The sequence below is a fragment of the Streptomyces sp. LHD-70 genome, assembly GCF_031157275.1.
In the GTDB taxonomy this organism is placed as follows: domain Bacteria; phylum Actinomycetota; class Actinomycetes; order Streptomycetales; family Streptomycetaceae; genus Streptomyces.
In genome coordinates, this window is sequence record NZ_JAVIFW010000012.1 from 20,551 (window position 1) to 46,528 (window position 25,978).

Annotated in this window: 22 protein-coding genes; 5 read left to right on the top strand and 17 right to left on the bottom strand. The window is 70.8% G+C overall.

What is annotated here, in order from left to right:
- The first annotated feature begins 167 nt into the window (after nt 1-167).
- Nucleotides 168-1,709, top strand: coding sequence for an AMP-binding protein (locus RCO28_RS23595; RefSeq protein ID WP_308943230.1), 1,542 nt, complete (start codon nt 168-170; stop codon nt 1,707-1,709).
- 106 nt (nt 1,710-1,815) lie between these two features.
- On the opposite strand, the gene RCO28_RS23600 is transcribed toward RCO28_RS23595, so the two are convergent.
- Nucleotides 1,816-3,057 carry a Tm-1-like ATP-binding domain-containing protein gene (locus RCO28_RS23600; RefSeq protein ID WP_308943438.1) on the bottom strand — a complete coding sequence of 414 codons (1,242 nt, stop codon included), beginning with the start codon at nt 3,055-3,057 and terminating at the stop codon, nt 1,816-1,818.
- Between the two features lie 93 nt (nt 3,058-3,150).
- Between RCO28_RS23600 and RCO28_RS23605 the strand changes: the two genes are divergently transcribed.
- Nucleotides 3,151-4,761 (top strand): AMP-binding protein, encoded by a 1,611-nt coding sequence (locus tag RCO28_RS23605; protein ID WP_308943231.1) that lies wholly within the window; start codon nt 3,151-3,153, stop codon nt 4,759-4,761.
- Nucleotides 4,762-4,850: 89 nt separating this feature from the next.
- Here RCO28_RS23605 and RCO28_RS23610 read toward each other — a convergent pair whose 3' ends face one another.
- On the bottom strand, nt 4,851-5,576 hold the full coding sequence (locus tag RCO28_RS23610; protein WP_308943232.1) for a hypothetical protein: 726 nt from the start codon (nt 5,574-5,576) through the stop codon (nt 4,851-4,853).
- A 307-nt stretch (nt 5,577-5,883) separates the two neighbouring features.
- Between RCO28_RS23610 and gcl the strand changes: the two genes are divergently transcribed.
- On the top strand, nt 5,884-7,680 hold the full coding sequence (gene gcl, locus RCO28_RS23615) for a glyoxylate carboligase (RefSeq protein WP_308943233.1): 1,797 nt from the start codon (nt 5,884-5,886) through the stop codon (nt 7,678-7,680).
- 1,103 nt (nt 7,681-8,783) lie between these two features.
- On the opposite strand, the gene RCO28_RS23620 is transcribed toward gcl, so the two are convergent.
- From RCO28_RS23620 to RCO28_RS23690, 15 genes are all read right to left on the bottom strand, one after another.
- Nucleotides 8,784-10,241, bottom strand: a complete 1,458-nt coding sequence (locus tag RCO28_RS23620) for a catalase (RefSeq protein WP_308943234.1) — start codon at nt 10,239-10,241, stop codon at nt 8,784-8,786.
- A gap of 284 nt (nt 10,242-10,525) precedes the next feature.
- Nucleotides 10,526-11,419 carry a 2-hydroxy-3-oxopropionate reductase gene (locus RCO28_RS23625; protein ID WP_308943235.1) on the bottom strand — a complete coding sequence of 298 codons (894 nt, stop codon included), beginning with the start codon at nt 11,417-11,419 and terminating at the stop codon, nt 10,526-10,528.
- A gap of 113 nt (nt 11,420-11,532) precedes the next feature.
- Entirely contained in the window at nt 11,533-12,390 is an 858-nt protein-coding gene (locus tag RCO28_RS23630; RefSeq protein ID WP_308943236.1) for a TIM barrel protein, read from the bottom strand.
- Between the two features lie 182 nt (nt 12,391-12,572).
- Nucleotides 12,573-13,406 carry a hypothetical protein gene (locus RCO28_RS23635; protein ID WP_308943237.1) on the bottom strand — a complete coding sequence of 278 codons (834 nt, stop codon included), beginning with the start codon at nt 13,404-13,406 and terminating at the stop codon, nt 12,573-12,575.
- Nucleotides 13,407-13,444: 38 nt separating this feature from the next.
- The gene (locus tag RCO28_RS23640) at nt 13,445-14,023 is read right to left on the bottom strand and encodes a hypothetical protein (protein WP_308943238.1); all 579 of its coding nucleotides are present in this window, start codon (nt 14,021-14,023) and stop codon (nt 13,445-13,447) included.
- On the bottom strand, nt 14,020-15,303 hold the full coding sequence (locus tag RCO28_RS23645; protein ID WP_308943239.1) for an MlaD family protein: 1,284 nt from the start codon (nt 15,301-15,303) through the stop codon (nt 14,020-14,022). The genes RCO28_RS23640 and RCO28_RS23645 overlap by 4 nt, the downstream gene beginning before the upstream one ends.
- A gap of 75 nt (nt 15,304-15,378) precedes the next feature.
- Nucleotides 15,379-16,680: an MCE family protein gene (locus RCO28_RS23650; protein ID WP_308943240.1), complete on the bottom strand. Its 1,302-nt coding sequence runs from the start codon at nt 16,678-16,680 to the stop codon at nt 15,379-15,381.
- On the bottom strand, nt 16,677-17,837 hold the full coding sequence (locus tag RCO28_RS23655) for an MCE family protein (RefSeq protein WP_308943241.1): 1,161 nt from the start codon (nt 17,835-17,837) through the stop codon (nt 16,677-16,679). Before RCO28_RS23655 ends, RCO28_RS23650 begins: the two co-directional genes overlap by 4 nt.
- Nucleotides 17,834-18,844: an MCE family protein gene (locus tag RCO28_RS23660; protein WP_308943242.1), complete on the bottom strand. Its 1,011-nt coding sequence runs from the start codon at nt 18,842-18,844 to the stop codon at nt 17,834-17,836. Before RCO28_RS23660 ends, RCO28_RS23655 begins: the two co-directional genes overlap by 4 nt.
- On the bottom strand, nt 18,841-19,890 hold the full coding sequence (locus RCO28_RS23665) for an MlaD family protein (protein WP_308943243.1): 1,050 nt from the start codon (nt 19,888-19,890) through the stop codon (nt 18,841-18,843). The genes RCO28_RS23660 and RCO28_RS23665 overlap by 4 nt, the downstream gene beginning before the upstream one ends.
- Nucleotides 19,887-21,158, bottom strand: coding sequence for an MCE family protein (locus RCO28_RS23670; RefSeq protein ID WP_308943244.1), 1,272 nt, complete (start codon nt 21,156-21,158; stop codon nt 19,887-19,889). The genes RCO28_RS23665 and RCO28_RS23670 overlap by 4 nt, the downstream gene beginning before the upstream one ends.
- 5 nt (nt 21,159-21,163) lie before the next feature.
- Nucleotides 21,164-21,982 carry an ABC transporter permease gene (locus RCO28_RS23675; RefSeq protein WP_308943245.1) on the bottom strand — a complete coding sequence of 273 codons (819 nt, stop codon included), beginning with the start codon at nt 21,980-21,982 and terminating at the stop codon, nt 21,164-21,166.
- Between the two features lie 6 nt (nt 21,983-21,988).
- Nucleotides 21,989-22,753 (bottom strand): ABC transporter permease, encoded by a 765-nt coding sequence (locus RCO28_RS23680; RefSeq protein WP_308943247.1) that lies wholly within the window; start codon nt 22,751-22,753, stop codon nt 21,989-21,991.
- On the bottom strand, nt 22,750-23,688 hold the full coding sequence (locus tag RCO28_RS23685) for an ABC transporter ATP-binding protein (protein WP_308943248.1): 939 nt from the start codon (nt 23,686-23,688) through the stop codon (nt 22,750-22,752). Before RCO28_RS23685 ends, RCO28_RS23680 begins: the two co-directional genes overlap by 4 nt.
- A gap of 324 nt (nt 23,689-24,012) precedes the next feature.
- Nucleotides 24,013-25,053 (bottom strand): sigma-70 family RNA polymerase sigma factor, encoded by a 1,041-nt coding sequence (locus RCO28_RS23690; RefSeq protein ID WP_308943250.1) that lies wholly within the window; start codon nt 25,051-25,053, stop codon nt 24,013-24,015.
- A 127-nt stretch (nt 25,054-25,180) separates the two neighbouring features.
- On the opposite strand from RCO28_RS23690, the gene RCO28_RS23695 reads away from it, so the two are divergent.
- A complete protein-coding gene (locus RCO28_RS23695; RefSeq protein ID WP_308943251.1) occupies nt 25,181-25,432 on the top strand; it encodes a thiamine-binding protein in 252 nt (83 codons plus the stop codon).
- Nucleotides 25,429-25,806 (top strand): helix-turn-helix domain-containing protein, encoded by a 378-nt coding sequence (locus RCO28_RS23700; RefSeq protein ID WP_308943252.1) that lies wholly within the window; start codon nt 25,429-25,431, stop codon nt 25,804-25,806. Before RCO28_RS23695 ends, RCO28_RS23700 begins: the two co-directional genes overlap by 4 nt.
- Nucleotides 25,807-25,978 lie beyond the last annotated feature (172 nt).

Sequence of the window (25,978 nt, forward strand, 5' to 3'; positions counted from 1 at the left end):
GGCTGGATCTGATCCCCTCCCCTTCCCGGCTGTGTCCGATATGCGGCTGGCGCCGCGTGGCTGCGGCGCTTCGGGGCTCCGCCCCGGACCCCGCTCCTCAATCGCCGCAGAGGCTCAAAATAGGGGGTGGCACGATGTCAGTGACCACCGGACGACAGGAGACAGGCATGCGGACACCGATGACCGTCGCGGACTTCCTCGACCGGGCCGAGCTGGGGTTCGCCTCAAGGCCCGGCGTGATCGACGAACCCGCCCAACCAGCCCTCGCTGTACCGGAGTTGACGTACGGCGGGCTCGGTGAGCGGGTTCGGGCCTGGCAGGCCGGGCTCGACGCGCTCGGTGTCGGCGAGGGCGAGCGCGTGGCGGTCGTCAGCCACAACTCCACGCGCCTGCTTGAGCTCCTCTTCGCGGTGCCGATGAGCGGCCGGATCTGTGTGCCGGTGAACTTCCGCCTCAAGCCGGAGGAGATCGAGTACGTGGTGCGGCAGAGCGGCGCCTCCGTGCTGCTCGTCGACCCCGAGCTGGACGAGGCGCTCGCCGGGGTCAAGGCCCGGCACCGCTTCGTGCTCGGCGAGCAGACCGACACGGAGCTGATGCGCTTCGGCGTCGAGCCGCGCCCCTGGTCGAACCCCGACGAGGACGCCACCGCCACCATCAACTACACGTCCGGCACGACCGCCCGCCCCAAGGGCGTCCAGCTCACCCACCGCAACATCTGGGTCAACGGCCTCACCTTCGGCCTGCACACCCGCTCCTGGGAGCAGGACGTCTACCTGCACACCCTGCCGATGTTCCACTGCAACGGCTGGGGCATGCCGTACGTGATGGCCGGGCTCGGCGTGAAGCAAGTGGTGCTGCGCAAGGTGGACGGCGCGGAGATCCTGCGCCGCGTCGAGGAGCACGGCGTCACGCTGATGTGCGGGGCGCCCGCCGTGTGGAACATGGTCCTGGACGCGGCCGCGAGCTGGCAGGGCGAGATCCCGGGCCGGGACAAGGTGCGCATCGTGTGCGCGGGCGCGCCGCCGCCCACCAAGATGATCCAGCGTGTCGGCGACGAGCTGGGCTGGGAGTTCACCCAGATCTACGGCCTGACGGAGACGTCCCCGGTGCTCACCTTCAACCGGGCCCGCCCCGCCGACGCGGAGCTGCCCGCCGAGGAGCGCGCCCGCAAGCTGTCCCGCGCCGGACTGCCCGCGCTCGGCGTCAAGTTGAAGGTCTCGGACGCCGGTGAGGTGCTTGCCCGCTCCAATGTCGTACTCGACGGATACTGGGAGAAGCCCGAGGAGACCGAGGCGGCCCTGGAGGGCGGCTGGTTCCACACCGGCGACGGCGGCACCCTCGACGCGGCGGACGGTCACCTCACGATCTCCGACCGCAAGAAGGACGTGATCATCACCGGCGGCGAGAACGTCTCGTCGATCGAGGTCGAGGACGCCATCTTCAGCCACCCTGCGGTGGCCGAGGTCGCCGTGATCGGCGTCCCGCACGAGAAGTGGGGCGAGACCATCAAGGCCCTGGTGGTCCTCGCCGAGGGCGAGGAGGCCGAGGAGGCCGACATCATCGCCCACTGCAAGGCGCGCATGGCGGGCTACAAGGCCCCCACGAGCGTCGAGTTCCGCGAGGAGATCCCCCGCACGGCCACCGGCAAGATCCAGAAGTTCAAGCTGCGCGAGCCGTACTGGGAGGGGATGGGGCGCACGGTCAACTGAGCCCCCGCTCCTCAATCGCCGGAGGGGCTGATAAACCCTCCGGCGATTGAGGAGGCCCCTCCGGCAGGACTGTCGGGAAGGGGCGGGGTGGGGGAGGAGAAGCCCCTCAACCCCCGATCACCGCCGCATGCAACCGCTCCGCCGCCCCCCGCCCGAACTCCGGATCGTTGAGGTGCGTGTCCACCTCGACCACCTCCACCGCACTGCCGCGCAGCCCCTCCCGCAACGCCCCGAACAACGCCTGGTCCAGGGTGGGTTCGTGGTACGGGCCGCCGGGGCAGCCCAGGGTGGAGAGGCCCTGCAACGGCAGGTACAGCGTCGTCGGCCCTGTGGCCCCGCACAGTTTCGCGGCGACCCGGCGGCCGAGCTCGGCGGCCTCCTCGACCGTCGTGCGGACGACGCTGATGGACGGGTTGTGCACGCGCGGCCCCCGGTCGCGGAACCGCTCGGGCACCGTGTCCATCGGCCCGAACTTGATCATGTCGAGGGCGCCGGGCGCGACCACCTGGGGCAGTCCGGCGCGCCCGGCGGCGGTCAGGCGGTCGGGGCCCGCGGTGAGGATCCCGCCGAGCGCGTCGTCGGCGATCTCGCAGAGCGTCAGGTCGAGCACCCCGGCGAACAGGCCGCGCCCCGCCAGCTCCTCCAGGGACCGGCCGCCCGTACCGGAGGCGTGGAACACCAGCACCTCGTAGCCGAGTTCGGTGAGCCGGGCGCGCGCCGCGTCCACGCCGGGCGTCGTCACCCCCGCCATGGACGCGGCGACCAGCGGCCGGTCACCGGCGGCGAACTCCACGGACCGCTCGGCCCGCACGGCCGCCGCGTACCCCTGCGCCATTCCGGCGGCCGCGTCGGCCGCGTTGGCGAGGACGGGCCGGGACACGCGGTTCACACCCGCGATGTCGACGATGCTGTAGAGCATGGCGATGTCGGTGCTGCCGACGTACGGCGACACGTCCCCGGCCGCCATCGACGACACCATCAACTTCGGTACACCGAGGGGGAGTTCACGCATCGCCCTGGTCGCGATCGAGGTGCCGCCGCTGCCGCCCACCGCGAGGACGGCGTGCAGCCGCCCGGCCTCGTGCAGTTCGGTCACGACCCGGGCGGCGCCGCGCGCCATCACGGTCACGGCCGCGCCCCGGTCGCCGTCCCGCGCGAGCCGCGCGACGTCGCTCCCGGCGGCCCGCGCCACCACGTCCCGCGGCACATCGGGCTCCACCCGCGGCGGGCCGACGATCCCGGCGTCCACGAGCAGCGTCCCGACCCCGCGCTCCCGCAGCCGGTCCCGGACCCATCCGTACTCCTCACCCTTGGTGTCCAACGTCCCGACCAGCACAACTATGGGTATCGGCATGAAGATCAGTGTTCGCCGCGGGGGACACGGCGGCAAGACCGCGACGGGCCCTAGCCGTACCCACGGGGTGCGAGGCATCCTGGCGCCATGCTGCAGACCCAGCCCCTCTCGTACGTACACGGCCTCGGCGACACTCCGCTGATCGGCGACACCATCGGACGCAACCTCGACCGGGCCATCGCCCGGTTCCCGGACCGTGATGCGCTCGTCGATGTGCCGTCCGGGCGGCGCTGGACGTACGCCGAGTTCGGTGCGGCCGTCGAGGAGGTCGCCCTCGGACTGCTCGGCCGGGGGGTGGCCAAGGGGGACCGGGTCGGCATCTGGGCGGTGAACTGCCCGGAGTGGGTGCTGATGCAGTACGCCACCGCCCGGATCGGCGCGATCATGGTGAACATCAATCCGGCCTACCGTGCGCACGAGCTGGAGTACGTCCTGGGCCAGGCCGGCATCGGTGTCCTCGTCGCCTCCCTCGGCCACAAGACGAGCGACTACCGCGCCCTGGTCGAGGAGGTCCGGCCGCGCTGCCCCGGGCTGCGCAGCACGTACTACATCGGTGACGAGGTCAGCTGGGCCGCGCTGCTCGCCGACCCCGCGGAGCGTGACCGACTCGCCGCGCGCGAGGCCGAGTTGAGCTGTGACGACCCGGTCAACATCCAGTACACCTCGGGCACCACCGGCTTCCCGAAGGGCGCGACCCTCTCGCACCACAACATCCTCAACAACGGTTACCGCGTGGGGGAGTTGATCGGCTACAGCGAGCAGGACCGGATCTGTCTGCCCGTGCCCTTCTATCACTGCTTCGGCATGGTCATGGGCAACCTCGCGGCCACCGCGCACGGCGCCTGCATCGTCATTCCCGCCCCGTCCTTCGAACCGGCCGCGACCCTGCGCGCGGTGCAGCAGGAGCGGTGCACGTCCCTGTACGGCGTGCCGACGATGTTCATCGCGGAGCTGAGCCTGCCCGACTTCGCCTCGTACGACCTGAGTTCGCTGCGCACCGGGATCATGGCGGGCTCGCCCTGCCCCGTGGAGGTCATGAAGCGGGTCGTCGCCGAGATGCACATGGAGCAGGTGTCGATCTGCTACGGCATGACGGAGACGTCCCCGGTGTCGCTGCAGACGCGCATGTCGGATGACCTGGAGCGGCGCACCGGCACGGTCGGCAGCGTGCATCCGCACCTGGAGGTCAAGGTGGTCGACCCGGCCACGGGGGTGACGGTGCCGCGCGGGGAGCCGGGCGAGCTGTGCACGCGCGGCTACAGCGTGATGCTCGGCTACTGGGACGAGCCGGAGAAGACCGCCGAGGCCATCGACTCCGGCCGCTGGATGCACACCGGGGACCAGGCGGTGATGCGGGAGGACGGGTACGTCCAGATCGTCGGCCGCATCAAGGACATGATCATCCGCGGTGGGGAGAACATCTACCCGCGCGAGATCGAGGAATTCCTGTACGGGCACCCGCTGATCTCCGACGTCCAGGTGGTGGGCGTTCCGCATGAGAAGTACGGCGAGGAGGTCCTGGCCTGCGTGATCCTGCGGGACGAGTCGGCCGGGCTGAGCCTGGACGAGCTGCGCGAGTACTGCCGCGACCGGCTCGCCCACTACAAGATCCCGACGCGGCTCCAGATCGTGGAGGCCTTTCCGATGACGGTGTCGGGGAAGGTGCGGAAGGTGGAGCTCCGGGAACGGTTCGCGTAACCCCCGCACCCCCAGGGGGCTCCGCCCCCGGCCCCCGCTCCTCAATCGCCGGAGGGGCTGATTTTCGTGCGGGGCGAACGTCCGGAGGACTAGCCCCCGCCTCCCGTGGTCACCAGCTCGTCCGCAGGACTGTTCACCGGCTGCGGCGTGCCCGTGAAGTCGAGGACGAAGAGGGGGACGGCGAGGGTGTCCGCGCGGAAGCGGGCCTCCTCCGTGTACCCGGCGAGCGAGAAGTGCACGGGCACCACCGACTCGGCGAGCGCCGACAGCCACAGGGTCTCCACGTCCCGCACCGTGGTCCGCCGCGTGGACGGCTCGACCCGGGCGACCAGGCCTGGCGCGTGCAGGCCGACGGCGGCGCCGTTGTGCGGCTCGACGTGGCGCACGTCCCGGTAGCCGAGCCACTTCAGGTACAGCGCGGCGGCGGTCACCGCGTCCCGGGCCGTTCGGATGGTCACCGGGTGGAAGGCGGGCCGGGGCGCGGGCGCCGTGGGCGGCAGCGGTATGTGCAGGGGCGGGGCCGCCTGCGGGGAGCCCTCGCAGGCCCCGGTGGCGACCGAGCGCACGATGATGCGCAGGATCGTCCCGCAGGGGCAGCCGAGCTCCGGGTGCGGCCACTGGTCCTGGCGTCCGCAGGACAGGCAGCGGACGCTGACCCACTCGTCCGACCAGGTGCGATGCGTGATGCGCACGGGCGCGGCGCCCCGCACCAGGGGCGGGCGGACCGGCGCCCCGCAGGCGCAGGGGAACACCGGCGCCGCGTACACATGCTCGCGCCGGCAGGCCGGGCATCGCACCGGCACGCTCTCAGCCATCAGCGCCGCCCCTCGCCATGGTCGCCCCCTTCGCTGTGACGCCCCGTGTGCCATGCCGCGCCCCCATCGTCCACCAAGGACGCGCTTCTGGGGAGGGAGTTGGCCAGGTTGGCGGGAGTACGGGCCGAAGGGGGGCGTATGCGGGGGCCTGAGAGGCCCTCGCCGCGATTTGGCTCTTGACGACCTCGACACCCTGCTTCTACATTGCTTCCGTATAGCAGAACATTACTTCCGCATAGTGAAAACCACCGGAAACGGCCAGGTGGTGGCGGTGGAAGTGCCCGACAGGTCGACGCAGGAGTACTCGATGCCTCGAATGACAGCCGCCGCGGCGGCAGTGGAGATCCTCAAGCGCGAGGGCGTTACGAACGCGTTCGGTGTGCCGGGCGCCGCGATCAACCCCTTCTACAAGGCCCTCAAGCAGGTCGGCGGGGTCGACCACACGCTGGCCCGCCACGTCGAGGGCGCCACGCACATGGCGGAGGGCTACACCCGTACCAACCCTGGCAACATCGGTGTCGCCATCGGTACGTCCGGCCCCGCCGGCACCGACATGATCACGGGTCTGTACTCCGCGATCGGCGACTCCATCCCGATCCTGTGCATCACCGGCCAGGCCCCGAGCCACCTCCTCGCCAAGGAGGACTTCCAGGCCGTCGACATCGCGTCGATCGCCAAGCCGGTCGCCAAGATGGCCGTCACGGTCCTGGAGGCCGCGCAGGTCCCCGGCGTCTTCCAGCAGGCGTTCCACCTGATGCGCTCCGGCCGTCCGGGCCCGGTCCTGATCGACCTGCCCATCGACGTCCAGATGGCCGAGATCGAGTTCGACCCGGAGACGTACGAGCCGCTGCCGGTCTACAAGCCCGCCGCGACCCGCGCCCAGATCGAGAAGGCGATCCAGTTCCTGGTCGCCGCCGAGCGCCCGCTGATCATCGCGGGCGGCGGCATCATCAACGCGGACGCCTCCGACCTCCTGGTCGAGTTCGCCGAGATCACCAACACCCCGGTCGTGCCGACCCTGATGGGCTGGGGCACCATCCCCGACGACCACGACCTGAACGCGGGCATGGTCGGTCAGCAGACCGCCCACCGCTACGGCAACGCCACGTTCCTGGAGTCGGACTTCGTCCTCGGCATCGGCAACCGCTGGGCCAACCGTCACACCGGCTACAAGCTGGACGTGTACCGCGAGGGCCGCAAGTTCGTCCACGTCGACATCGAGCCCACCCAGATCGGCAAGATCTTCCCGCCGGACTACGGCATCACGTCCGACGCCAAGCCGGCCCTGGAGCTGTTCGTCGAGGTCGCGCGCGAGCTGAAGGCGGCCGGAAAGCTGCCCGACCGCTCCGAGTGGGTCGCCTCGCACCTGGAGCGCAAGTCCACGCTGCAGCGCCGTACGCACTTCGACGACATCCCGATGAAGCCGCAGCGCGTCTACGAGGAGATGAACAAGGCCTTCGGGCCCGAGACGCGCTACGTGACGACCATCGGTCTGTCGCAGATCGCGGGCGCGCAGATGCTGCACGTCTACAAGCCGCGCCACTGGATCAACTGCGGCCAGGCCGGCCCGCTCGGCTGGACCATCCCGGCCGCGCTCGGCGTCGCCAAGGCCGACCCGGAGACCCCGGTCGTCGCGCTCTCCGGTGACTACGACTTCCAGTTCATGATCGAGGAGCTGGCGGTCGGCGCGCAGCACCGCATCCCGTACGTCCACGTCCTGGTCAACAACGCCTACCTGGGCCTGATCCGCCAGGCGCAGATCGGTCTGGACATCAACTTCCAGGTCAACCTGGAGTTTGAGAACCAGAACAGCCCCGAGCTGGGCGTGTACGGCGTCGACCACGTCAAGGTCGCCGAGGGCCTCGGCTGCAAGGCGATCCGCGTGACGGACCCGAGCGAGCTCGGGGACGCCCTGGAGCAGGCGAAGAAGCTCGCCGCGGAGCACCGCGTCCCGGTCGTCGTCGAGGCGATCCTGGAGCGCATCACGAACATCGCGATGAGCAAGACCGCTGACATCAGCGACGTCACGGAGTTCGAAGAGGTCGCGACGGAGGACTGGCACGCGCCGACGGCCATCAAGTCCCTCAAGCCCGCGAAGGCCTGAGAGTTCGTCAAAGGCCGTAGTCCCGGCCTGACTTGAAGGGGCGGTCCACCCGTGGGGGGTGGACCGCCCCTTCGGCGTGCCCGGCGGGCTCTGAGCGGCGGGCTGCTTTCTCCCCTCCCCGCCCCTTCCCGCTGTGCGGCTGGCGCCGCGTGGCCTCAGCGGACGGCTCCAGGGGGCGAGCCCCCTGGCCCCCGCCCCGGGGCTCCGCCCCGGACCCCGATCGCCCTTCGGGCTCGTCCTCAAACGCCGGACGGGCTGAGATTGGGCTCGCGCTCCGGGCGGCAGCTGGGCTGGGATTGGGCTCGCGCTTCGTGCGCCGGGCGGGCGGGATTGGGCTGGCTCTTCGGGCGCCGGGCGGGCGGGATTGGGGCTCGCGCTCGTGCGTCGGACGGGCTTGATTTGAGCTCGCTCCCCGTGTGCCGGACGACGGGCTGGGTTTGGGCTGGTTCCCCGCCTCGGACGCGTGAGCTCTGGTCGTCGCTCAGTGCTGGCGCAGGGCTGGATTCGTCGGTCTGGGGGTGAAGGCGCAGCCAAATCCAGCCCGTCCGGCGTTTGAGGACGAGCGCGTTCAGCGCGATACGGGTCCGGGGTGGAGCCCGAAGCGGGTGTCTGGGGGCGCAGCCCTCGGCGCTGTCCGCTGAGGCCACGCGGCGCCGGCCGTACAAGCGGGAAGGGGCGGGGAGGGGAGAGGGGCGCAACGGCGCACGCAAGGCCCCGGCCCCCCAACCCCGCGGACGCGAAAGAGCGCCGAGTCGCGGGACCGTCCGCAACTCGGCGCTCTGGCTCAGGAGTTGTCACTATGCCGTTGTTGCCGTCCGACGGCGCAAGGCTGGCGCGACAGGACGTTCGCGCCGCCGGACGGAGTCTGTGGTGCTGGGACCGCGGCGGATGCGATGGAGCCCGGTCTCCCCTCCCTCAGGTCGAGAAGGGCCCGTCGCACCTTTACCACCGCACTGGCTCGCACACCGCCGCGGTCTTAGCAGTCCGCCGGAGCGGACGCCCTGCCCTGGACCACCCCTCATCCGGGTCCCTGGCGAGGGCATACCCGTACGATGCCTGACCTCCCGTCAAACACCGTACGGAGCCTGCGAGTCGAAGCTCGCTCAGTCCTCGCGCAGGGCGCGGACGGCCTCCTCGACGCGCTTGCCGTAGTCGGCGTCGGCGGCGTGGAAGTGGGCGAGGTTCTTCTCGATGACGTCGTCGCGGGTGACCTGCGAGAGGCCGCCGGCGATGTTGGCGACGAGGCGCTTCTTCTCCTCCTCGGACATCAGGCGGTACAGCTCGCCCGCCTGGAAGAAGTCGTCGTCCTTGGTGTGGGCCGGGGCCTCGTGGGTGCCGGTGTGGCCGGTCACTGCCAGCGGGGCGGCCAGCGGCTGGCCGGTCTCGACGGGGCCGTCGTACGAGTTGGGCTCGTAGTTCTTGGCGCCGCGGCCCTGGGCGTTGGCGGCCATGAGGCCGTCGCGGCCGTAGTTGTGCGCCTCGGTCGCCTTCGGCGCGTTGACCGCGAGCTGGGTGTGGTTGACGCCCAGGCGGTAGCGGTGCGCGTCCGCGTAGGCGAACAGGCGGCCCTGCAGCATCTTGTCGGGGGAGGGGCCGATGCCCGGAACGAAGTTGTTCGGGGAGAACGCGGCCTGCTCGACCTCGGCGAAGACGTTGTCGGGGTTGCGGTCCAGGACCAGGCGGCCGACGCGCTGCAGCGGGTAGTCCCTGTGCGGCCACACCTTGGTGAGGTCGAACGGGTTGAAGCGGTAGTCCGCGGCCTCGGCGGCCGGCATGACCTGCACGTACAGGGTCCAGGACGGGTTCACGCCGCGCTCGATGGCCTGCAGCAGGTCCGTCTGGTGCGAGTTGGCGTCCTGGCCCGCGAGCTCGGCGCCCTGCTCGGCGGAGAGGGAGCGGATGCCCTGGTTCGTCTTGAAGTGGTACTTGACGAAGAAGGCCTCACCCTGGGCGTTGGTCCACTGGTACGTGTGGGAGCCGTAGCCGTTCATGTGGCGGTACGAGGCGGGGATGCCGCGGTCGCCCATGAGCCAGGTGATCTGGTGCGTGGCCTCGGGGGCGTGCGCCCAGAAGTCCCAGACGTTGTCCGGCTCCTGCTTGCCCGTGAACGGGTCGCGCTTCTGGGAGTGGATGAAGTCGGGGAACTTGATCGGGTCCTTGATGAAGAACACCGGGGTGTTGTTGCCGACGAGGTCGTAGTTGCCCTCTTCGGTGTAGAACTTCAGGGCGAAACCGCGCGGGTCACGTACGGCGTCGGCGCCACCGAGGCTGTCGGCCACGGTCGAGAAGCGCAGGAACGTCTCGGTGCGCTTGCCGACCTCGGAGAGGAACGCGGCGGAGGTGAAGCCGGTGACGTCGTCGGTCACCTCGAAGTGGCCGTACGCGCCGGAGCCGCGGGCGTGCACGACGCGCTCCGGGATGCGCTCCCGGTTGAAGCGGGCGAGCTTCTCCAGGAGGTGCTGGTCCTGCAGGAGAATCGGGCCACCGACGCCGGCGGTGGCGGAGTTCTGGTTGTCGGCGACCGGGGCGCCGGACTCGGTCGTAAGCACGCGCTTCGACATGGTGACCTTCCGTGCGGGAGCTGCTGAGCGGAGGAATTCCGCGGTGCCGCGGAAAGACTTTTCCGCTGTGTGCTGGAGCGTAAGTTCGGCCCGGGCCGAACGTCAACAGTTTGTTGAAAAAATGCCGGGGGCCGGTTCGCGGCATGCCTGACGGGGCCCTGGCGCTCGATGGCCAGGACCCTCGTGCAGGAGTGAACTGCGAATGACCCGGGCAGCGCCCGCGCCTGGGCGCGACAGGACAGGTGTCAGCGCGGGCGCCGCCCGGAGATCTGGGGGACGGGCCGTCAGGCGACCTGCTGGCCCGAGAGGCGCTCCACGGCGCGCAGCAGCGCGGAGTGGTCGAGGCCGCCGTCGCCCTGGGCGCGCAGCGACGCGACCAGCTGGGCCACCACGCCGCCGACCGGCAGCGACGCACCGACGTTGCGGGCGGCGTCGGTGACGATGCCCATGTCCTTGTGGTGCAGGTCGATGCGGAAGCCCGGCTTGAAGTCCCGGTTCAGGAAGTTGTCCTTCTTCCGCGTCAGCACGGTCGAGCCGGCCAGGCCGCCGTTGAGGACGTCGAGCGCGGCCTTCAGGTCCACGCCGGACTTCTCCAGGAAGACCACGGCCTCGGCGCACGCCTGGATGTTGACCGCGACGATCAGCTGGTTGGCGGCCTTCACCGTCTGGCCGGAGCCGTGCGGGCCGCAGAGCACGATGGTCTTGCCGAGGGCGTCGAGGAGCGGCTTGGCCTCGTCGAAGTCCGCCTGCTCGCCGCCGACCATGATGGACAGGACGGCCTCGATGGCACCGGCCTCACCACCGGAGACGGGCGCGTCGATGACGCGGATGCCCTTCTCCTTGGCGTTCTTCGCCAGGTCCACGGAGGTCTGCGGCGTGATCGACGACATGTCGACGATCAGCGCGCCCGACTTGGCGTTCTCCAGGATGCCGTCGGGGCCGTACGCGATGGCCTCGACCTGCGGCGACGCGGGCACCATCGTGACGACCACGTCGGCGTCCTTGACGGCCTCGGCGATCGACTTGGCCGCGGTGCCACCGGCGGCGGCCAGGCGGTCCAGCTTGTCCTGCTCCAGGGTGAAGCCGGTGACGTCGTAGCCCGCCTTGATCAGGTTCTCGGACATGGGGGAGCCCATGATGCCGAGGCCGATCCACGCAATCTTGGGAAGGTTGCTCATGAGGGTGCCTTTCAAAGCGCTTGATACGAAGGGGGAGTTGCCGCCCGCCGCACAGTCGGGCGGCAACTCGGGCGCGTCGAGGGAACGCGCGGGGGAAGCTCGGCGAGCGGGGCTCAGCGAGCGGCGCGGGCCTCGGCCGGCAGCCAGTCGAAGGCCTCGGCGCTCGGCTTGTCGCCGGGCTTGTACTCCAGGCCGACGAAGCCCTCGTAACCGGCCTGCTTCAGCTGGTCCAGGAGGGACTCCAGGGGCAGGTCACCGGTGCCCGGAGCGCCACGGCCCGGGTTGTCGGCGATCTGCACGTGGCCGGTCTTCTCGGTGTACTTGGCGATGATCTCGTCGAGGTCCTCGCCGTTCATGGACAGGTGGTACAGGTCCATGAGGAACTTGGCGTTGCCGAGTCCGGTGGCGGCGTTGACCGCGTCCACGATCTCGATCGCCTTGGGGGCGCTCACGATCGGGCACTTCGGCGACTCCGGCGCGTTGAGAGCCTCGATCAGCAGGATCGCGCCGACGCGGTCCGCCTCGGCAGCGGCCAACTTGAGGTTCTCCAGGGCGAGTTCGTCCTGCGCGGCCGGGTCGACGCCGTCGACGCGATTGCCGTACAGGGCGTTGAGCGCCTTGCAGCCGAGCGACTGCGCGAAGTCCGCGGCCACCTTGAGGTTGGCGCGGAACTTGTCCGACTCCTCGCCGGGGATGGACAGCGCACCGCGGTCCGGACCCGGCAGCTGGCCGGCATAGAAGTTCAGGCCCGTGAGCTGCACTCCGGCGTCCTCGATCGCCTTCTTCAGGGCGTCGAGCTCAGCCTGCTCGGGCGTCGGGGAGTCGACCCAGGGCCACCACAGCTCGACCGCGGTGAAGCCCGCCGCGGCGGCGGCCGCGGGGCGCTCCAGGAGCGGGAGCTCGGTAAAAAGAATCGACAGGTTGACGTTGAAACGCTGGTCCGCGGCTGCATCCATCGAAAAGCGTGGCATGAGGGGTCGGCGCTCCTTCCGTATTGCGGAAGTTACTTTCTACTTGATGGAAAGATTGCCTGGAGGTGGGGAGGGCTGTCAAGACCGGCCGCAAGACCGCCCGCAAAAGGCCCGCAATACCGGCCGCAAAAAGAGCGCCTCCCCAGGTGGGGAGGCGCTCCGGGAACGGGCGGACGGGACGGCTACAGCGCGTCCACCGCACTCACCTTCCAGCCCTCGGGCGTCCGCGTGAGCGTCATCCGCACCCGGCTCAGATCGACCCGCGAGTCGGAGACGCGCGTGCTGCGCGTGACCTGGTTGACGAAGAGCAGCACCACGGCGCGGTCCGGCGTCGCCGACACCACCGAGGCCGCCGGCGCGCCCCCGTCGGGCGGCGCGACCACCGAGGCCTTGACGACGCCCTTGTACTTCTTCGCGGTCGGTGCCACCACCTTCTTCGTCGTCCGCCCGTACTCCTCCCGGAAGGAACCCGTCAGGTGCTTGCGCGCCGCGGCGAAGTCCTTGTCGAGCCGCCGGTGGTCGTACGACAGGACCAAGGGCGCGGCCGTACGCGCCGCCTCCACGGCCGCCGTACGCGCCTCCTGGACCCGGCGGCCCTCCTGGTACTCCAGGCCGAGCGCGGCGGCCGTGACGAGCGCGGCCACGGTCAGCACGGCGAGCAGGGCCGTCAGCCGGGCGCGGGCGGCGCGGCGCGGGACGTCCGGCTTCGGTGCGGGCTTCGGTGCGGGCTTCGGTGCGGGCTTCGGCCGCTGCTCCGGAGCGTCCTTCTCCTCCGGCTCCTCCGGCTCCTCCGGTCCCGGCGCGGGGGTGCTCAGGACCTCGCCGACGACCCGCTCCACCTCCGGCAGGCCCGTACGGTCGTTGACCAGGTCCTCGGGCACATCGGCCAGCGGGTCCCGGGACTGCGGGCGGGCGCCGCCGGACCGCTTGGCCGCGGCGCGCGCCGCCGCGTTCAGGGTGCGTCGGCTCGGGGAGCCGGGGCCGGTGCCGCGGCCTCGGGTGCTGGTGTTCGCCACGGTTTCTCTCCTCACGGGCGGGGCGGGGACTGCGCGGGTCAGCCGACGAACTCGACGCCGGAGGTCAGCCAGCGCCCGCCTTCCAGGCGCAGATCCAACTGGAGCCGGTACGTGCGGGCCTGGCCCTCGGGGGCGGCGGTGTTGGTCACCTTGCTGTCGGCGACCACCAGGACGCGGGCGGTGCGTTCGTCGGACCGCGTGATGCCCGCTTCGAGGACCTGGCCCTTCGACACCGACTTGTTCTTCTCGACGAGCTCCGTCAACTGCCCGGTCTGCGCCGCGAACTGTTTCTTGAACTCGCCGGTCGCGGACTTGAGGACGTTCCTGCTGTCCCGCTCGTAGTGCCGGTGGTCGAGCGAGGTGAAGTTGACGGCGGACTGCCGGGCCGCGGCCAGGATGTCCTGCTGCCGCTGCTCCGCCGCCCGCTGCTCGTACACCTTCAGGCCGAGCCAGACCGCGAGCGCCGACACGGCGACGGTCGCGAGGGCCAGTCCGATCGCTGGGACGCGCGAGCCGCGGGCGATGCGCGTGAGCCGGGAGCCGAGGCGGCGCAGCGCCCGCACCGGAGGGGCGGAGAGCAGGCTCCCGGCCGCGCCGGAGCCCTTGCCTCCGCTCATGCCATCGGTCCTACGAGCAGCCATTGCCACGAGTCCTTTCCGAACGCGTTCTGTTCGCCGCCGGTCGAGCCGATCTCGACGGGCCTGCCGTCCGGCCCGGCGACGGTGCCGGTCTCCGGGTCGTACGGGGAGACGTGCGCCGCCGGGTCTGCGCCGGACGTGCCGGACGTACGGGGCGAGGCGCGGGGGGTGTTCTGGGCGCCGCGCACGGAGGTGTCGCTGCCACGGGGCTCCGTGCAGCGCGCCCCCGTGTTCGCGGGCCGCTCCCCGGTGTCGGCCGGGTCGCGCCGCTGCGTGTCGTAGCCGCTGCGGCACGGCGCCGGATCGTCCTTGCCCGCGACCAGGCCGAAGTGGGTGGTGCCGTCGCCGGGGACCACGGTGTAGCTCCCGGCGACGGTGAGCGGGAACGTCACCAGGGCCTGCTCCACGCCGGGGAGCCGGGCCACGGTCACCTGGCCTCCGCTGATCAAGTTGCCGAGCAGGACCGGGAGTTGGCTGCGGTTGGCCTTGAGGAGGGCGTCCAGCTCGTGCGCGGCGGGCGCGCCGTTCCCGATCAGCCTGCGCAGGTCGCCGTCGCGGGCCTTCAGCTCGTCGGTGAGCGCGGCCAGGTCGCCGGAGAACGACTTGATCGCCGAGCCCTGGTCGGACTGGGTCTTCAGGACCTTCCGCGCGTCCTCGATCAGCGCGACGGTCTCCGGCAACGCGCCGGAGGCCGACTCGACCAGGTCGTTCCCGGAGTCCACCAGGCGGCCGAGGTGCGGGCCGGTGCCCGCGAAGGCCTTGCCCAGCTCGTCGACGGTGACCTTCAGGTCCTTCTTGCCGACCGAGTTGACGAGCCGGTCGAGGCTGAGCACCAGGTCGGTGGTGGCGAGCGGCACCCGGGTGTCCTCGCGGGCGATGGTGGCGCCGTCCCGCAGCACCGGCCCGCCGTCGCTGCGCGGCTGCAGGTCGACGTACTGCTCGCCGACCGCCGAGCGGTGCGCCACCACCGCCAGGGTGTCCGCCGGGACGCGGGCCCCGTCCTCGATGTCCAGCTCCACCGACACCCCGTCCGTGCCGCCGAGCCGCAGCTCCCCGACCCGGCCCACGGGCACTCCGCGGTACGTGACCTCGGCGCCCTCGAAGATGCCGCCGGACTCGGCGAAGTCGGCGCGCACCGAGTACCGGTCGTCGAAGAGCGCGTCGCCGATGCCCGTGTACCGGGCGCCGACATAGCTGCAGCCGACGGCCGTGACCGCGGCGAAGGCGATCAGCTGGACCCTGACCATGCGGGTGAGCATCAGGACGGCCCCCTCGGAACGACCATGCGGGTGAGCATCAGGACGGCCCCCTCGGAACGACCATGCGGGTGAGCACTAGGACAGCCCCCTCAACAGGAGTTCGGCGAGGTCGGGATCGACCCCGGGCGGCAGACCCGAGCCGCCCCCGTAGGGGCCGTACGCGGAGTACCCGACGCCCGTGCACACCGGCGGGCACAGGCCGCCACCGCCGCTGCCTCCGCCCGGATCGTCCGGCAGCTCCGGCTTGTCCGGCAGCCTCGGCGGCTTCGGGACGTCGGGGGCGCCGGGCAGGTCCGGTACGTCCGGGAGTCCGGGCGGCTTCGGGAGGTCCGGGGTGTCCGGGCCGCCGGGCTTGCCGGGCTTCCCCGGCTCGTCGGCGAGGTTGCCGTAGATGCTCGCCAGGTCCAGGTCGGCGGTGATCTTCAGGTTGACGTAGTCGCCCTTGATGGCGTCGGTCGCGCTGCGCGGGAACGGGTAGGTGGTGAGCAGTTCCAGGGAGTCGGGCAGGTTGTCGCCCGCCTTGTTCAACTGCTCCAGGATCGGCCGCAGATGGCGCAGGTTGGCGACGACGTCGGCGCGGGACGCGTTCACGACCTTCGTGCCGGTCTTGCCGAGCTTCGACAGCGAGGTGAGCATCTTCGTCAGGTCCTCGCGCTGGTCCGCGAGCACGTCGAGGGCGCCGGGCAGGGTGTCCACGGCCCGGCCGATCGTCCGCTTCTCGCCCCGCAGCCGCTTCGCGAGCCGGTCGACACCCTTGAGCGCCCGCACGATGTCCGCGCGCTGCTCGTCGAGGCCGCCGATGAACGTGTCCAGCTCCTTGAGCAGCGACTTCAGCCGGTTCTCGCGGCCCTCCAAGGCCTTGTTGAGCTCCACGGTGATGGTCTTCAACTGGGCCACGCCACCGCCGTTGAGCAGCGCCGAGAGGGCCGACAGCACCTCCTCGATCTCCGGGTTGCGGCCGCTGCGGGACAGCGGGATGCGGTCCCCGTCGCGCAGCCGGCCCACCGGCTCGCCCTGCGGCGGCGCGGAGAGCGCCACGTACTTCTCGCCGAGCATGCTGGTCTGCCGCAGGCCGGCGACCGCGTTGCCCGGCAGCTTCACCTTCCGGTCCACCCGCAGCCGTACGCGCGCGTGCCAGCCCTTCAGCTCGACCTTCTCGACCGCGCCCACGGTCACGTTGTCGACCTTCACCGCGGACTGCGGCACCAGGTCGAGGACGTCCCGGAACTCGACGGTGACCCGGTAGGCGTCCGCGTCGTCGGCGGCGCCGCCCGGCAGGTCCACGTCGTACAGGCCGTTGAAGTCGCAGCCCGCGAGGAACAGCGAGCCGAGCGCGACCCAGGTGGCCGCGCGGCTCCCGCGCGGCAGGGTACTCATGCCGCCTCCAGGATTCCGCCGAGCGTCCTGTCGGTCGACGCCAGGCCCGAACCGCCCCGCTGCCGCGTCAGTTCGGGCAGTGAGTCGAAGAGCTTCTTCAGCTCTTCGCACTCCGCGTCCCGCCGTTCGCCGGTCGTCCCGAGCAGCGAGCAGAGCAGCGCGGCCGGGTCCTGGGCGGTCTCCGACGCGTTGTTGCGGGTGTCGAGGGTGCCGGAGCTCGCGTTGTACGCGTTCTGCAGGTTGCCCAAACCGGTCGGCGCGGTGTCGAGGATCTCGGCGAGCGCGTCCTGCTGGGTGACCAGGACCTTGGTGACCTTGGTGAGCCCCTTCACGTCGTCCGTGAGCGCCTTCTTGTTGTCCCGTACGAACTCGGTGACGTCGGCGAGTGCCACACCCAGGTGCTTGAGCGCCGCCGCGAGGTCCTTGCGTTCACCGGCGAGCTGGTCGGCGACCTTGCGCAGGCTGGTGTTGAACGACCGCACGCTCTTGTCGTCCTTGGCGAGCACGGCCGTGAAGACCTGCAGATTCCGTACGGTGCCGAACAGGTCGCCCCGCCCGTCCGACAAGGTGGTGACGGCCTTGGACAGGTCCTCGACGGTGGTGTGCAGATCGGCGCCCTGCCCTTCGAGGCTGTCCGCGCTCACGCCGAGCAGCCGGGCGAGCGAGCCCTCCTTGTTGGCGCCGCGCGGGCCGAGCGCCTCCGCCGTGGTGTGCAGCGAGTCGAAGACCCGGTCCAGCTCGACCGGGGCGGCGGTGCGGCTCTGCGGGATGACATCGCCGCCGCGCAGCGCCGGGCCCTTGCGGTACACCGGGAGCAGCTGCACGTAACGGTCGCTCACCACCGAGGAGTTGATGATCGCGGCCTTGGCCTGCGCGGGCACCTTGCGCTCGGCGTCGTAGGCGAGGACGACCCGCACCCGCTCGCCCTCCGGCTCGATCTCGAGCACCTCGCCGATCCGCACGCCGAGGACCCGTACGTCCGATCCGGGATAGATGCCGACGGTGCGCGGGAAGTACGCGGTGACCCGGACCGGTTCGGGGCTCGGCCACAGGACCACGGTGAGGGTGGCGACCAGGGCGAGGGCGGCCACGAGCGCGGTACGCCGCAGCAGCCGTACGCGCTGTCCCAGCCGTATCGGCGTCGTGGGCTTTCTCATCGGGAGTCTCCCTTGCGCGGGACCACCGGGGTGGCGACCAGGTTCTGGATGTAACTGTCGAACCAGCGGCCGTTGCCGAGGGTGTTGCTGAACAGGCGCACGAACGGGGCGAGCAGTTGGACGCTGCGCTCCAGGCTGGAGTAGTTGCGTTCGAGCATCGACACGACCCGGTCGAGGCCCTTCAGGGCGGGGCCGATCTGCTCGCGGTTCTCCTTCACGAGCGCGGACAGCTCGATACCGAGGGTGGCCGAGCTCTTCAGCAGCTCGTGGATCGCGGTCCGCCGTTTGGCGATCTCGGTGAGGAGTTTGTCGGCGTCCTTGACGAGGGTGCCGAATTCGTCCGAGCGGTCGGCGAGGACGTCCGTGACGCCGTTGGCGTGGTCGAGGAGTTCGCGGAGCTTCTCGTCCCGGGAGGCGACCGTGCGGGAGATCCGCGACAGGCCCTTGATGGACGCCTTCACCTCGGCGGGGGAGTCCTCGAAGGTGGCCGAGATGGTGTCCATGGCCTTCGCGAGCCGGGCCGTGTCGACTTTCTCCGTCGTGGTCGTCAGATCGCTGAACGCCGTCACCACGTCGTACGCGGGTGTCGTACGGCGGATCGGGATCTCGCTGCCCGCCGCCAACTGCCCCGGCCCTTCCGGCTCCAGGGACAGGTACTTGGCGCCGAGGATGGTCTTGATCCGGATGGCCGCGCCGGTCCTCGTGCCGAACGCCGGGTCGCCCTTGACCCGGAAGGTGACCTTCACGTGGTCGCCGTCCAGGTCCACCTCGTCGACCTTGCCGACCTTCACGCCGGCGATCCGCACCTCGTCGCCCGGCTTCAGCCCGCCCGCCTCGGAGAACGCCGCGCTGTACGTCTCGCCCGCACCGATCACCGGCAGGTCGTCCGCGTTGAACGCGGCGGCGGTGAGCAGGCCGAGCGTGGTGAGGCCGACGACACCGACCGTCACCGGGTTGCGCTCCCGGAACGGCGTCGTCCGCCACGGCAGCCGTATCCGCGCCCTCATCCGCCGCACCTCGCCCGCGCCACGTGCAGCTCGGGGGTGAGCACCTTCGGGGCCTCGCCCTTGCGTGTCGGCAGCACGACGCGGCCGTCGAAGTCGCAGAGGTAGAAGTTGAACCAGGAGCCGTAACTCGCCGTCCTGGTCAGCTTGTTGAGCTTGTTCGGCAGCCGCTTCAGGACGCCCTCCACGGTCTTCTCGTTCCGGTTCAGGGTTCCGGTGAGGTCGGTCAGCTCGGCCAGGTCGTCGCGCAGCGGCGGCCTCGCCTCGTGGATCAGGCCCGAGGTGGCCTCGGTGAGATCGCCGATGTTCACCAGCGACTCGCCGATCGGCTTGCGGTCCGCCGCAAGGCCCGACACGAGCCGCTGCAACTGCTTGAGCAGCGAGGAGAACCGGGCGCCGCGCTTGTCCAGGGTGGTGAGCACCTCGTTGAGGTTGTCGATCACGGAGCCGATCAGCCGGTCCCGGTCGGCGAGCGTGCTGGTGAGCGAGGCGGTGTGCGCGAGCAGGCTGTTCACCGTGCCGCCCTCCCCCTGAAGGGTCTTGATGATCTCGGTGGCCAGCTGGTTCATGTCCTTCGGGCTGAGCGCGGCGAACAGCGGCTTGAACCCGGCGAGCAGTGCGTTCAGGTCGAGCGCGGGCTGCGTACGGGACAGCGGGATCTCCCCGCCGGGCCGCAGCGGGGTGTCGCCGCCCGCGCCCTCGGTCAGGGCGATGTAGCGCTGTCCTACGAGGCTGCGGTAGCGGATCACGGCGCGGGTGCTGGTGAACAGCGGCCGCTCCTCGGTGACCGTGAACGCCACCTCGGCCCGCGTGCGGCCCTTGATCCGGATCTCCTCGACCTCGCCGACCCGCACCCCGGCGACCCTGATGTCGTCGCCCTCCTCCAGGCTCGTCACATCGCTGAACACCGCGCGGTACGTGTGCTCGGGCGTAAGGCTGATGTTGACGATCGTGGCCGCGAGCAGGGCCGTCGCGACGACGGTGACCACCGCGAACAGCAGGAACTTCACCAGCGGCGCGGCCACTTCGGTGGCTTTCCCGACCCTCATGCGACGCTCACCGCCGTCCCGCGCGCCATCGGCCCGAACAGCAGCGTGGCCACCGGCGGCACCCGGTCCGGGGACGTCCCCAGGACGGGCGCGACGAGCGAACCGACCGCCCGTTGCTCGGCCTTGGTGCCGGACACCGTCGGGGCTCCGGGCTTTCCGCCACCCCTTCCGCTGCCGTTCGTGCCGTCGGCGAGATCGGTGTGCGGGGCCGGGACCCCGGGGTGCGGCAGGCCCCGGCAGTCGGGCCCGGAACGCTCCCGGTACCGCGGTTCGTCGCCCGGCTCGTACGCGTCCTGCGGATGGACGAACTCCAGGGTGATGTGCATCTTGCCGCCTCGATAGGTCGGGTCGGACGCCTTGTCCTGCCGCACCAGGCCCTCCAACAGGCACGGGTACTGCGGCGCGTAGCGGTCGAAGAGGGCGAGCGTCGGCCGTGACACCCGGCCGAGGGCGATGAGGCGTTCGCCGTTCGCGTCGAGGAACTCCTCGCCGGTGCCGGCCGCCGTGGCCGTCCCGGTGAGCGCGGCCGCCAGCTGGTCCCGCTTCTCCACGATCGTGCGGCTGGTCGTCACGGAGTTCTCCAGGATCCGCATCAGGTCGGGAGCCGCGTCGGCGTACACCTCGGCCACGTCCGCGAACCGCGCGATGTCCTCCTTCAGGGACGGCAGATGCGGGTTGAGGCGGCGCAGGTACTTCTCGACGCGGGTCAGGTTGTCGCCGATCCGCTCCCCACGCCCGTCGAGCGCGGTGGCGAACGCGTTCAGGGTGGCGTTGACCTCGCCGGGCCGCACCGCACGCAGCAGCGGCAGCAGGTCGTTGAGGAGTTGCTGCACCTCGATGCCGACCGTCGTACGGTCCTGCGTGATGACGTCGCCCGCGCGGATGGCCCGCCCGGACGCGGTGCGCGGGGCGACCAGCTCCACGTACTTCTCCCCGAACAGGGTCTTGGGCAGCAGCCGCGCGTGCACGCCCGCCGGGATCCGCTCGACGTGCTCCGGCTTCAGCGCGAGGCCGAGCGTCGCCTTCTCCCCGTCGGCGCTCACCTCGCGCACCTCCCCGACGAGCAGCCCGCGCAGCTTGACGTCGGCGCGCGGCTCCAACTGGTTGCCCAGTTCGTCGGCCTGCAGCGTGATCCGCACGACGGGCGTGAACGCCTGCTGGTAGGTGGCCACCGAGAGCCCGAGGAGCAGGCCGATCACGGCGATGAACACGACGCCGTACAGCCGCAGCCGGACCGCGCGCGAGCCGAGGTGTAGGGGAGTTCTCATGGCGGCTACCCCGCTATCCGTACGGTCGTGACGGCGCCCCAGATCGCGAGGCTGAGGAAGAAGTCCAGGACGTTGATCGCGACGATGGAGGTGCGCACCGCCCGGCCCACCGCGACACCCACACCGGCCGGGCCGCCGCTCGCGTAGTAGCCGTAGTAGCAGTGCACGAGGATGATCACGACGGCGAAGACGATCACCTTGCCGAAGGACCAGAGCACGTCGACGGGCGGCAGATACTGCTGGAAGTAGTGGTCGTACGTGCCCGCCGACTGGCCGTAGTAGCCGGTGGTGATGGTGCGGGCGGCGAAGTACGAGGACAGCAGCCCGATCACGTACAGCGGGATCACCGCCACGAACCCGGCGATCATCCGGGTCGTCACCAGGAACGGCAGCGAGGGCACGCCCATCACTTCAAGGGCGTCGGTCTCCTCGCTGATCCGCATCGCGCCGAGCTGCGCGGTGAACCCGGCGCCCACCGTCGCGGACAGCGCGAGCCCCGCCACCAGGGGCGCGATCTCGCGGGTGTTGAAGTACGCGGACAGAAACGCCACGAAGTTGGACGTGCCGAGCTGGTTGAGCGCCGCGTAGCCCTGGAGCCCGACCTCGGTGCCGGTGAAGAACGACAGGAACGCGATCACACCGACGGTGCCGCCGATCACGGCGAGCGCGCCGCGGCCGAAGCTCACCTCGGCGAGCAGCCGCAGGATCTCCTTGCGGTAGCGGCGCAGGGTGCGCCCGGTCCAGGCCAACGAGCGTCCGTAGAAGGCGAGTTGAGTGCCCAGCTCCTCCAGGGAGCGCAACGGGCGGTCCAGGAGACGACGCATCGACCGCTACCCCCTCTGCGGGACGAGTTGGAAGTACACGGCCGTCATCACGAAGTTCGTCACGAACAGCAACATGAAGGTGATGACCACGGACTGGTTCACCGCGTCCCCGACCCCCTTGGGCCCGCCCTTCGCGGTCAGCCCCTTGTACGAGGCGACGAGCGCGGCGATCGCCCCGAACACCAGCGCCTTCAACTCGGCCGCCCACAGGTCCGACAGCTGGGCGAGCGTGGTGAACGAGGCCAGATAGGCGCCCGGAGTGCCGTTCTGCAGCACCACGTTGAAGAAGTAGCCGCCCGCCACACCGACCACCGACACCAGGCCGTTGAGCAGCACCGCCACCACCATCGACGCGAGCACCCGGGGCACGACCAGACGATGGACCGGGTCGATGCCGAGCACCTGCATGGCGTCGATCTCGTCGCGGATCTTGCGCGCCCCGAGGTCCGCGCAGATCGCCGTACCGCCCGCGCCCGCGATGAGCAGCGCCGTCACGATCGGCGAGGCCTCCCGCAGGACCGCGAGCACGGACGCCGCACCCGAGAACGACTGCGCGCCCAGCTGCCGGGTCAGACCGCCGATCTGGAGGGCGATCACCGCGCCGAACGGGATGGAGACGAGTGCGGTCGGCAGGATCGTGACGCTCGCGATGAACCAGGCCTGCTGGATGAACTCCCGTACCTGGAACGGGCGTCGGGGCAGCGTGCGCAGCACGTCCAGGCTCATCGCGAAGAGGCTGCCGGAGTGCCGTAGGGCGTTGACGGGCTTCATGACCGGCTCACCTCCCGCTCGGCTTCCTTCTCCGCGATCGCCTGCCAGCGGGGCGGCCGGGTGATGCCGGGGCCGGGAAGCAGCCGAGGCGTCATGGAGAGCCGGCTCGGCGCGTCGTCCTTGGCCCCCTTGTCGCCGAAGTGCACGGCCTCCCGCGCCATCGTGGCCGCGTCCTTCTCCTCGGCCATCCCGATCGGCCCCTGCATCCGCCCGTTCAGAAACTGCCGTACGACGGGCTCCCTGCTGGTCAGCAACTTCTCGCGGGGCCCGAACATGACCAGCTCGCGGCGGAACAACAGCCCGATGTTGTCCGGGACCTGGCGGGCCGAGGCGATGTCGTGCGTGACGATCAGGAAGGTCGCGTCGATCTGCGCGTTGAGGTCGACGATCAGTTGGTTGAGGTACGCCACCCGCACCGGGTCGAGGCCCGAGTCCGGCTCGTCGAAGAGGATGATCTCCGGGTCGAGCACCAGTGCCCGCGCGAGTCCGGCCCGTTTGCGCATGCCACCGGATATCTCCCCGGGCAGCTTGTCCTCGGCCCCGATGAGGCCCACCATCTCCATCTTCTCGAGCACGATCCGCTTGATCTCGCTCTCCGTCTTACGCGTGTGCTCGCGCAACGGGAAGGCGATGTTGTCGTACAGGTTCATCGAGCCGAACAGGGCGCCGTCCTGGAAGAGCACGCCGAACAGCTTCCGCACCTCGTACAGGTCGTGCTCGCGCAGCCGCGTGATGTCCGTCCCCGCGATCTTGATCGACCCGTGCTCCGGCTTGAGCAGCCCCACCAGGGACTTCAGGAAGACGGACTTGCCGGTGCCCGAGGGGCCGAGCAGCACGGACACCTCGCCGGCGGGCAGGGTCAGGGAGACGTCCTGCCAGATGACCTGCTCGCCGAAGGACTTGGTCAGCCCTTCCACGCAGATCTCGACACCCATCCGGTTCACCCTCCAGCCGTGAGCGGGGCTTTCATCTGCTCTACGGGGAGGGGGGCGACGTCCGTCGCGGGGATCCGGAAGTTTTTTCCGGGGTGGACTCGGTTGCCGTCGCATCGCCCTGCGGGCTCGTCCTCAAACGCCGGACGGGCTTCCTTTTGATCCCCTCCCCGCCCCTTCCCGAAAGACTGCCGTCGGCTGCGGGGGCTCCGCCCCGGACCCCGCTCCTCAAACGCCGGAGGGGCTGCAAATTCAGCCCCTCCGGCGTTTGAGGAGGCCCGTCCGGCAGGACTTTCGGGAAGGGGCGGGGCGGGGAAAGAAACGCCCCTACGGCCGCGGCCGCCCCAACTCGACATCCGGCACGTCGAGTTCAACGCCAGGAGCATCCGGGGAGGGCACCGGCGCCGGACCGCTGGGGGAGTGGAGCTCAGGGGTCGTCAGGGACGGCGTCGGGACGGGGAGCTGGGGCGGGTCGACCGGGAGGGTCGGCAGCTCACGCTCGGGCAGCCGGTCCAGCTCCGCCAGCGACACCTCGGGAAGCCCCACCCCCGGCAGCGCCGACACGAGCGGGAGCGGGCCGCGGCCCGCCGTCGGCCGAGTGCCCCCGGGCGACGGGGACGGCCGCGCCCCCGACCCCGCGGAGCGGTCACGTTCCGAGCCGCCCCCGCCCGCGAGCGAACCGGAGTCCGCCGTCCCGCCCGGCCGCGGGGAGGCGGGCCGCGGCCCGCTGTCCACATGCGGCAGCACGAACCCGGCCACGGCCAGCGTCACCGCCGTCGCGGCGACCGCCGCGGCCTGCACCTTCCCGCCCGTGGCCGGGCGGCCCCGGCCGAGCAGCCAGAGCAGCAGGCCGAGCGTGGCGGCGAGCGCGCTGCGGAGCGTACGGCGGGCTCTGGCCAGGAGCGACTCGACGGTCCGGTAGCTCAGGCCCATCTTCGTGGCGACCTGCGCGACGTCCAGATCCTCCGACTTCAGCCAGATCGCCTCGGCCTGCCGCGCAGGCAGCTCCCCGCTGCGCGCGGCCAGCCAGCGCGCCTCGGCCCGGTCGCACACCGACTCGTCCACGGGCGCCGGGAGCGGCGTGGCCAGCCGGGGGCTCACGCGGATGTCCGCCTCGCGGCCGACCTGCCGGTGGCGGTCCACGCACAGCCGGATCGTCACCGTCGTCAGCCAGGCGCCCAGGCGTTCGTCGTCCAGGTGCGGATGCTCCATCGCGCGGACCATCGCCTCGTGCACGGCGTCCTCGGCGTCCTCGGCGCTCATGGAACGGCGACGGGCCACCCTGAGCAGCTGCTCGCGGTGACTCCACGCGCGCAGCCACCGCTCGGAGCGCCCGTCCGGCTGCCCAGGGTGCATCTCCGTCGCCACAGGCTCCTCCGTGCTCACCAGCAGTTTCGGCTCGTCGCCGCTCGGCGGGTACGCGACATTACCGCCCGGTATCCGCGTTGGGGAGGGGGACTGCCGGAAATCGCGGGCCGCGCAGTAGGTTGACCGGGTGCGATTGAGAGTGGAGTTCACGACCGAGCCCTTCGACCTCGACGAGGCGCCTGCCCATGCGGTGGTGGCCCGGGACGTCATCCAGGCGGCCGAGCTCGACGCCGTCGACGTAGGCCCCTTCGGCAACACCGCGGAGGGCGGCGCCGACGAGGTCCTGACCGCGGTGGACGCGCTGCTGCGCAAGTCCCTGGCCGCCGGTGCCACCCGCGTCTCGCTGCAGATCAACGTGGTCGGGGAGGGCGAGCGGTGACCGAGCCCCGTGACCACCCCTTCGTCACCGCGGTCAAGCCGCTGGTCGACGCCATGGGCGGCGAACTGCTCAGACCCGACGAGGCCGAGGGCGACGACGTCGTCCTCAGCTGGGAGGGCGAGGAGGTCCTCGCCGTACGGCTGCCCCAGCTCGCCGACTCCCTCGACCACATCCTGGCCGCCCTGGAGCGCCGCTACGGACAGCCGCTCGCCGAGCTCGACCGCAAGGCCAAGCAGGAGGTCGTACGGATACTGGAAGGGCGCGGCGCCTTCTCCGTACGGCACGGGGTGGAGACCGTGGCCGGGGCGCTCGGGGTTTCCCGGTTCACCGTCTACAACTACCTGAACAGGGAAAACGCCGCGAAAACCAACTAGTGCAACGCCTCGGGCGCCCCTTGTGTCCGAGGTGTCCCGTCACGCGGAGTGGAGAAGCCGTCGCCCGGAGGCCGGGCGGCGGCTTCTTTGTTCAAGATATTTCAACAAAGTGTTGACGCGGTGTTGTTCAGGGTCTTAGCTATTCGCAGCCCGTCCAGCACAGCCACGGAAG

Coding starts and splice junctions, on each gene's coding strand:
- RCO28_RS23595 (WP_308943230.1), top strand. CDS start 168: ATGCGGACACCGATGACCGTCGCGGACTTCCTCGACCGGGCCGAGCTG.
- RCO28_RS23605 (WP_308943231.1), top strand. CDS start 3,151: ATGCTGCAGACCCAGCCCCTCTCGTACGTACACGGCCTCGGCGACACT.
- RCO28_RS23610 (WP_308943232.1), bottom strand. CDS start 5,576: ATGGCTGAGAGCGTGCCGGTGCGATGCCCGGCCTGCCGGCGCGAGCAT.
- gcl (WP_308943233.1), top strand. CDS start 5,884: ATGCCTCGAATGACAGCCGCCGCGGCGGCAGTGGAGATCCTCAAGCGC.
- RCO28_RS23620 (WP_308943234.1), bottom strand. CDS start 10,241: ATGTCGAAGCGCGTGCTTACGACCGAGTCCGGCGCCCCGGTCGCCGAC.
- RCO28_RS23625 (WP_308943235.1), bottom strand. CDS start 11,419: ATGAGCAACCTTCCCAAGATTGCGTGGATCGGCCTCGGCATCATGGGC.
- RCO28_RS23630 (WP_308943236.1), bottom strand. CDS start 12,390: ATGCCACGCTTTTCGATGGATGCAGCCGCGGACCAGCGTTTCAACGTC.
- RCO28_RS23640 (WP_308943238.1), bottom strand. CDS start 14,023: ATGAGCGGAGGCAAGGGCTCCGGCGCGGCCGGGAGCCTGCTCTCCGCC.
- RCO28_RS23645 (WP_308943239.1), bottom strand. CDS start 15,303: ATGCTCACCCGCATGGTCAGGGTCCAGCTGATCGCCTTCGCCGCGGTC.
- RCO28_RS23650 (WP_308943240.1), bottom strand. CDS start 16,680: ATGAGTACCCTGCCGCGCGGGAGCCGCGCGGCCACCTGGGTCGCGCTC.
- RCO28_RS23655 (WP_308943241.1), bottom strand. CDS start 17,837: ATGAGAAAGCCCACGACGCCGATACGGCTGGGACAGCGCGTACGGCTG.
- RCO28_RS23660 (WP_308943242.1), bottom strand. CDS start 18,844: ATGAGGGCGCGGATACGGCTGCCGTGGCGGACGACGCCGTTCCGGGAG.
- RCO28_RS23665 (WP_308943243.1), bottom strand. CDS start 19,890: ATGAGGGTCGGGAAAGCCACCGAAGTGGCCGCGCCGCTGGTGAAGTTC.
- RCO28_RS23670 (WP_308943244.1), bottom strand. CDS start 21,158: ATGAGAACTCCCCTACACCTCGGCTCGCGCGCGGTCCGGCTGCGGCTG.
- RCO28_RS23675 (WP_308943245.1), bottom strand. CDS start 21,982: ATGCGTCGTCTCCTGGACCGCCCGTTGCGCTCCCTGGAGGAGCTGGGC.
- RCO28_RS23680 (WP_308943247.1), bottom strand. CDS start 22,753: ATGAAGCCCGTCAACGCCCTACGGCACTCCGGCAGCCTCTTCGCGATG.
- RCO28_RS23685 (WP_308943248.1), bottom strand. CDS start 23,688: ATGGGTGTCGAGATCTGCGTGGAAGGGCTGACCAAGTCCTTCGGCGAG.